This window comes from Anoxybacillus sp. UARK-01, from assembly GCF_002075365.1.
Classification (GTDB): domain Bacteria; phylum Bacillota; class Bacilli; order Bacillales; family Anoxybacillaceae; genus Anoxybacteroides; species Anoxybacteroides rupiense.
This window is the reverse complement of record NZ_NASY01000014.1, coordinates 1-1,349: the sequence shown is the minus strand read 5'-3', so window position 1 is coordinate 1,349 and position 1,349 is coordinate 1. Positions and strand designations below refer to the sequence as shown.

Genomic DNA, 1,349 nt, shown 5'->3' with positions numbered 1-1,349 from the left:
ATTATGAACAGCGATCAGGGCAGTCATTTTACGAATCAGGATTACTTGGACTTGTTGATCAAGCACAACGTAAACGTATCGATGGACGGCAAAGGCCGGGCACGGGATAACAGCCGTACGGAACGCTTCTTTCGTTCGCTCAAATATGAGGAAATCTATCTGAATGAGTATGAGAACCCTCGGGCGCTTCGCAAGGCGATTACAGCTTATCTACGCTTTTACCATACCGAACGCCCCCATCAGGCGTTGGGTTACGCCAAGCCGGCAGATGTGTATGCGCGGACTGCTTAACGGCATCCGCTCCCCATTACAATTGAAGGAGGACTTAACTTATTTTTTCCGAAATTGTGTCTTGACAATGGGGGGCATTACAGTGGGATATAGACCACCGGTTTTTTAGAATAATGATGATTCTAAACTAATGGCAGTCGAAGTTTTGTTAAGAGATTTAGAAAATTATTAGACTTCTAAGTAGCAAAGAAAATTGTTATATAAAGATTTTTTTGCTTTGTATCCCCATTACGAACCGTTAAGGAAACTATTTAAATGAATTCTCCCATTTTTTTGAAGAATTAAAAGTGCTAAAGCTGATGATAAAATTGGTCTTGACATAGCTATTTTTTATTTAAGAATTTAAAGAAATGATACCACCAATAAATACTTATTAAACACAAAAGTAAAACTACTACTGCCCACCAAGATCCTTTAAATAATTCAGATATAAAAAATTCTAATTCGTTTCCCCGAGTTCTATACAGTGGGAAAATGGATAGAAAAACGGATATCAATATCAATGATACTATGTTTAATATTGAAAACCTGACTTTCTTAAAAATCCCATATATAGAAACAAGTATACTTAGAATAATGATACCTACAATTAAAACAAGTAACCAAAATGGTATAGTTGTAAATCCGCTCAAAAAAATCCTCTCCTCTACATATTCAATAATTATATTATAACATATAAAGAAATTTTTGTATTTTATGTTGGGTTTTTTAAATTAATTTATTGAAAAAACAAAAAATTTTGATATATTTTGTTATGGGTACCCAATAATTATAAAGAAAGGAAGATTAATATTGAAATTGAAGTTAAAGGTATTGAAGGTGTTGCAAAACTAGAGTAAAAACTCAAAATTGTGCATAAGAATGCATAATTGTACATGCAGTAAATAGCGATGAAACCCATACCAACGCGGCTGTTCTAATCCGTCATTCTTTAACTGATTAAATGTCTGCTCAATCGAGTTGCGAAAACCAAACAACCACTTTCCGAATTCTGTTTTCAAAAACGAACGAATCATCCGACCATAGGCATCTTTTCGTTCATCGCTATTTCGAGGACT

The 1,349-nt window shown here is 34.3% G+C and carries 1 protein-coding gene and 1 pseudogene; one reads left to right on the top strand and one right to left on the bottom strand.

What is annotated here, in order from left to right; all coding sequences use genetic code 11:
* Positions 1–291 (top strand): integrase core domain-containing protein (locus B6A27_RS01615; RefSeq protein ID WP_139788037.1); only part of this gene is annotated, 291 nt, incomplete at its 5' end.
* A gap of 830 nt (positions 292–1,121) precedes the next feature.
* Here B6A27_RS01615 and B6A27_RS01605 read toward each other — a convergent pair.
* Positions 1,122–1,349: pseudogene (locus tag B6A27_RS01605) on the bottom strand (ISNCY family transposase); the annotation flags it as partial.